This is a genomic window from Shewanella sp. 10N.286.51.B2 (assembly GCF_041469265.1).
GTDB lineage: Bacteria > Pseudomonadota > Gammaproteobacteria > Enterobacterales > Shewanellaceae > Shewanella.
Window position 1 is genome coordinate 1 of the sequence record NZ_JBFRKH010000019.1, and the last position, 6,043, is coordinate 6,043.

At 43.9% G+C, this 6,043-nt stretch carries 5 protein-coding genes; all 5 read left to right on the forward strand.

All coding sequences use genetic code 11. The features are described 5' to 3' along the window. Positions 1-214 precede the first annotated feature (214 nt). Complete coding sequence (locus AB4140_RS05550; protein WP_372000085.1) at positions 215-985, forward strand: DeoR/GlpR family DNA-binding transcription regulator; 771 nt, start codon at positions 215-217, stop codon at positions 983-985. Positions 986-1,024: 39 nt separating this feature from the next. Next, positions 1,025-2,854, forward strand: a complete 1,830-nt coding sequence (gene glmS, locus AB4140_RS05555) for a glutamine--fructose-6-phosphate transaminase (isomerizing) (RefSeq protein ID WP_102436372.1) — start codon at positions 1,025-1,027, stop codon at positions 2,852-2,854. A 174-nt stretch (positions 2,855-3,028) separates the two neighbouring features. After that, complete coding sequence (locus tag AB4140_RS05560; RefSeq protein ID WP_372000087.1) at positions 3,029-3,886, forward strand: metalloregulator ArsR/SmtB family transcription factor; 858 nt, start codon at positions 3,029-3,031, stop codon at positions 3,884-3,886. 65 nt (positions 3,887-3,951) lie between these two features. Further along, a complete protein-coding gene (locus tag AB4140_RS05565) occupies positions 3,952-4,974 on the forward strand; it encodes an ArsJ-associated glyceraldehyde-3-phosphate dehydrogenase (RefSeq protein ID WP_372000089.1) in 1,023 nt (340 codons plus the stop codon). 17 nt (positions 4,975-4,991) lie between these two features. Further along, on the forward strand, positions 4,992-6,043 hold a 1,052-nt coding region (gene arsJ / locus AB4140_RS05570), incomplete at its 3' end, for an organoarsenical effux MFS transporter ArsJ (RefSeq protein WP_372000091.1).

Sequence of the window (6,043 nt, forward strand, 5' to 3'; positions counted from 1 at the left end):
AGAATCTGTTACACCCTCTAAGTAAATTACTGCCACAATTGTTACAGTGACACTGCTAGCTTACTTTAACTTTTGATTATCAATATCAAGCCCCTATATCAATGATAGGGGCTTTTTGTTGGGCTAAATTTGAAATAGCTAACTTTCAAAGGCTAGTAAAAAAGTTTCGTTTAGTTATAATATGTCTTTCGAACCGAAACTTAAGCTACTGAACATGAATAAAAGAAACACACAGCAGCGACGCCATAGCATTATTAGCCTGTTGAATAGCCAAGGTGAAGTCAGTGTTGATGAGTTATCCTTACGGTTCGAAACTTCTGAAGTCACCATTCGTAAAGACTTAGCCACTTTAGAAAAAACCGGACTGTTATTACGCCGCTATGGTGGCGCAGTTGCTATACCTGATGAAGTCACTCAGGCATTTAGCAGCAAAATAGCCCCTAATAAATTATCAATCGCCAAAGCTGCGGCTGAATTAATTAACGATCACAACCGCATTATCATTGATAGCGGCAGTACCACCTCAGGGTTAATTCAACAGCTCAATCATAAGCGCGGTTTGTTAGTGATGACGAACTCATTGCAACTGGCAAACGCCATCCATGAGTTAGAAAATGAGCCGACATTATTGATGACCGGCGGCACTTGGGATCCGCATTCAGAGTCGTTTCAAGGTCAAATAGCGGAACAAGTACTACGCTCATATAACTTTGACCAGCTATTTATTGGCGCAGATGGCATTGATTTAGCCCGTGGCACCACCACCTTTAACGAATTAACTGGCTTAAGCAAAGTGATGGCAGAGGTCTCAAGAGACGTTATCGTGATGCTTGAGTCGGACAAGTTTGGCCGCAGGATCCCCAACCTCGAATTACCTTGGAGCAATATCAGTGTATTAGTCACTGATGACAAGCTACCTGCAGAGACTGTGGCCACAATTACAGAATATGGTGTGAGAGTCATTTTGGCTACTCACAAAGAATAGTTTTTCATTTTTACTAAATTAAATAATTGGACATAAATTATGTGTGGAATCGTAGGCGCAGTAGCGCAAAGAGATGTGGCTGAAATTTTAGTAGAAGGCCTTAAGCGCCTTGAATACCGTGGTTATGACTCTGCAGGTGTTGCCATCATCAATAATGATCAACTTGGCCGTACTCGCCGCGTCGGTAAAGTACAAGAGTTATCAGATGCGTTAGCCGCAGCACCACTGGCTGGCGGCACAGGTATTGCGCACACCCGTTGGGCAACCCACGGTGAGCCAAGCGAGCGTAATGCTCATCCACATGTGTCTGAAGGCGATATTGCCGTAGTGCATAACGGTATTATTGAAAACCATAATAAACTGCGCGAAATGCTAAAAGGTTTGGGTTACAGCTTTGCATCAGATACTGACACCGAAGTGATTTGTCACCTTGTTCATCACGAGTTGAAAACACATGACACCCTAGTTGCCGCTGTGCAAACTGCTGTTAAACAACTAGAAGGTGCTTACGGAACTGTAGTTGTCGATCGCCGTGATAACTCTCGCATGGTTGTTGCCCGTAGTGGTAGCCCGTTAGTCGTGGGTTACGGTTTAGGTGAAAACTTTATCGCATCAGATCAGCTGGCTTTATTACCTGTTACCCGTTCATTTGCCTTTTTAGAAGAAGGTGATGTAGCCGAAGTGACTCGCCGTGAAGTGAATATTTTTGATGTTGATGGCAATGCAGTAGAGCGTGAAGTGAAAGAGTCAGAAGTCACCCACGATGCCGGTGATAAAGGTGAATACCGTCACTACATGCTTAAAGAAATCTACGAGCAGCCAACTGCCATCGCCCATACTTTAGAAGGCCGTATTGCTGGTGGTAAAGTATTAGATACTGCTTTTGGTGACAACGCAGCCGAGTTCTTAAAAGACATCAAACACGTACAAATCATTGCCTGTGGTACCAGTTACCATGCGGGTATGGCGGCGCGTTACTGGTTAGAAGACTGGGCAGGCGTATCCTGTAATGTTGAAATTGCCTCTGAGTTCCGTTATCGCAAATCGCACTTATTCCCTAACAGCTTGTTGGTGACGATTTCACAATCAGGTGAAACAGCTGATACTTTAGCGGCAATGCGTCTAGCAAAAGAAATGGGCTATAAAGCCACCTTAACCATCTGTAATGCACCTGGTTCATCATTAGTGCGTGAATCTGATATGGCTTACATGATGAAAGCCGGCGTTGAAATTGGTGTGGCTTCAACTAAAGCCTTTACCGTGCAATTGGCTGGTTTATTAATGCTAACCACAGCAATTGGTCGTCACAATGGCATGAGTGAAGAAATGCAAGCCGCTATCACCCAAAGCCTACAATCTATGCCTGCGAAAGTTGAGCAAGCCCTTGGTTTAGATGATGCCATTGCTGAGCTAGCCGAAGACTTTGCCGACAAGCACCATGCACTATTTTTAGGCCGAGGTGATCAATACCCAATCGCAATGGAAGGCGCACTAAAGCTGAAAGAAATTTCATACATTCATGCAGAAGCCTATGCCTCTGGTGAACTAAAGCACGGCCCATTAGCACTTATTGATGCTGACATGCCGGTTATTGTTGTCGCACCTAACAACGAGCTGCTTGAAAAGCTTAAATCAAACGTCGAAGAAGTGCGTGCTCGTGGTGGCTTAATGTATGTGTTTGCCGATAAAGATGCCGAGTTTGAGTCTGATGACACCATGAAGGTAATCCCAGTACCACACTGTGATGAGTTTATGGCGCCGCTGATTTATACCATTCCACTACAGTTATTGTCATACCATGTGGCACTAATTAAAGGTACAGACGTGGATCAACCACGTAACCTAGCCAAATCGGTAACGGTTGAATAAATCGAGAGTTAATTACTAGCATTTTAAAAGCCTCAACATGCAGATGTTGGGGCTTTTTTGTTTATGGGAGTTTGAATATTAGCTGAAACTTATCATTCTAAGCTCAAAATAAAACTAGAATATATGGTATTTCGTATATACAATCTTTTATATAAGTTTTGAATGGGTATAAATATGAGTATTAACAAACAACGAGTGTTATTTCTGTGTACGGGCAATTCAGCCCGCTCGCAAATGGCTGAAGTGTTGTTAAAGCATCGGGCGGGGGATCGCTTTGAGGTTTATAGTGCGGGTACTCAGCCTGAAGCGGTGGATCCTCGTGCTATTGATGCCTTGTACCGTTTTGGTATTGATACGGCTAATATGACTCAGCTTGTTTCAAATCCTATTAGCGACTTTAAAGCGCAGCAGTTTGATTATGTCATCACCCTTTGTGATCGTGCCACTGATGAGTGCCGCAGTTATGAAGCTGCCGGTAAACAACTGGCATGGGATTTTCCCGATCCAAAATCGCGTCAAGGTTATCATCCATTTTTAACCACCTTAAATGAACTCAATAATCGCTTGTCGATGTTTCTTTTAGTGGAAGCAGAGCCTATTAGCTCTACATCTATTAACTCTAAATCTATTAGTTCTGAAACTGCCACCAGCACTGAGCCAGTAAAGCAGCTCGAACCTAGCGCTTTTTATAAATGCTTAACTGATGACATTCGCTTAAAAACCTTAATGTTGACCCACTATCATGGTGAGTTATGTGTCTGTGAGTTGATGCAGGCATTGGAAGAAGATAGTCAGCCCAAGGTATCGCGTAATCTGGCGGTGCTTAAAAAAGCCAACATTATCAGCGACCGTAAACATGGCCAGTGGGTGTTTTATCGGATTAATGCCGAGCTGCCTTTGTGGGCCAAATCTGTGATAGCACAAACCACTGAAAATAATATTTCCCTAATAGCCGCGCCGCTGCAAAGGCTAGCGCAAATGCAAGGTCGGCCAAGCAAGGCAAACTTTAGCAAGGCAAACTTTTGTAACTAGCGCTAAGCAAAGAATTACAGAACAAATTTAAAAATTAACCTTAAGAAACAGCAGAGAACTTACTAATGACTATTAAAATCGGAATTAACGGCTTTGGCCGTATGGGACGTTTAACAATGCGCGCCGCATTTGATTGGGGTGACATTGAAATTGTGCATATCAATGATCCCGCGGGCGATGCCGCAACACTAGCGCACCTGATGACCTTTGATTCAGTTCATGGCCGTTGGCATCATGAAGCAAGCCATACTGAAGTGAATGGCACTCAAGCCATGGTCATTAATGGCAAAACCATCCCATGTACTCAAAATGTGGCAACCCAAGATACTGACTGGTCACAGTGTGATGTAGTGGTTGAGGCGTCGGGTAAAATTAAAACCAAAGCATTGCTGCAAGCTTATTTAGATCAAGGCGTAAAACGTGTCGTTGTTACTGCGCCGGTTAAAGAAGATGGCGTGCTGAATATCGTGATGGGTGTTAACGAAGGCTTATATGATAAAGCGCTTCACCCTATTGTGACCGCAGCCTCTTGTACCACTAACTGTTTAGCCCCTGTGGTTAAAGTTATTCATGAAAAAATTGGTATTAAGCATGGCTCGATGACCACCATTCATGACATTACTAACACCCAAACCATTATTGATGCACCGCATCAAGATTTACGCCGCGCCCGTGCGTGTGGCACTAGCTTAATTCCTACCACCACAGGTTCAGCAACGGCAATTACCCATATTTTCCCTGAGCTAAAAGGCAAGCTTAACGGTCACGCGATTCGAGTGCCATTAACCAATGCCTCTTTAACCGATTGCGTATTTGAAGTTGAGCGTAAAACCGATATTGCTGAGATCAACCAAGTACTAAAACAGGCTGCAGAAAACGAGCTTAAAGATATTTTAGGTTATGAGGAGCGTCCGCTGGTTTCAATCGATTATAAAACCGACCCGCGCTCAAGCATTATTGATGCCTTATCTACTATGGTGGTCAATGACACTCAAGTAAAACTGTATGTGTGGTACGACAATGAGTGGGGCTATGCAAATCGCACTGCGGAATTGGTACGCATGGTTGGTTTGGCTGACAAAAACTAGATATAGGTTATGAGTTAATGGGGCTTTTATCATTAAGCAATTTATCACCACAGATTAAGCAGTACTTGGTGATAACCGGTAATTATTGGGCGTTTACCTTAACCGATGGTGCACTGCGGATGCTGGTGGTGCTGTATTTTCACCACTTAGGTTATAGCCCGCTCAATATTGCCATGCTGTTTTTGTTTTATGAAATCTTTGGGGTGGTCACTAACTTAGTGGGCGGTTGGCTTGGGGCGCGTTTGGGGCTGAATAAAACCATGAATATTGGTTTGGGGCTGCAAATTATCGCCTTAGCCATGTTAGCGGTGCCGGCTGACATGCTTAGTATTGGCTATGTTATGTTGGCGCAGGCACTGTCAGGTATTGCTAAAGATTTAAATAAAATGAGTGCTAAAAGCGCCATTAAACTCTTGGTGCCTGTAGGGGCTGAGGGCAAGTTATATCAGTGGGTCGCAATTCTTACCGGCTCTAAAAATGCCTTAAAAGGGGTGGGTTTCTTCTTAGGCGGCTTATTACTGACATTACTTGAGTTCAGAGGGGCGATTATCTTAATGGCGTCACTGTTGGCGCTGGTATGGCTATTTAGCTTAGTTACGCTTAAGCAGGATCTAGGTAAAGCCAAGAGTAAACCCAAGTTTAAAGAGGTGTTTTCAAAAAGTCGTTCAATCAACATATTGTCTGCAGCGCGAATGTTTTTATTCGGCGCTCGTGATGTGTGGTTTGTGGTGGCCTTGCCAGTGTTTTTGGCGGTGACCTTTAATTGGGATCACTGGTGGGTGGGCGGCTTTATGGCAAGTTGGGTTATTGGTTACGGCATTGTGCAATCCTTCGCACCTTACATTACTGGTAAAAAGCATGGCCAAGTGCCTAGCGGCCGTGCAGCGGTATTGTGGGCCAGCTATTTATGCGTCATTCCTGCGGCTATCGCACTGGCGTTACAGATGGACTTTTATGTGCAAAGCAGCATTATCATTGGCTTACTGATATTTGGCGCTGTGTTTGCGGTGAACTCATCATTGCATAGCTATTTAATCGTGAGCTATGCAGACAGTGATGAAGTGTCCCT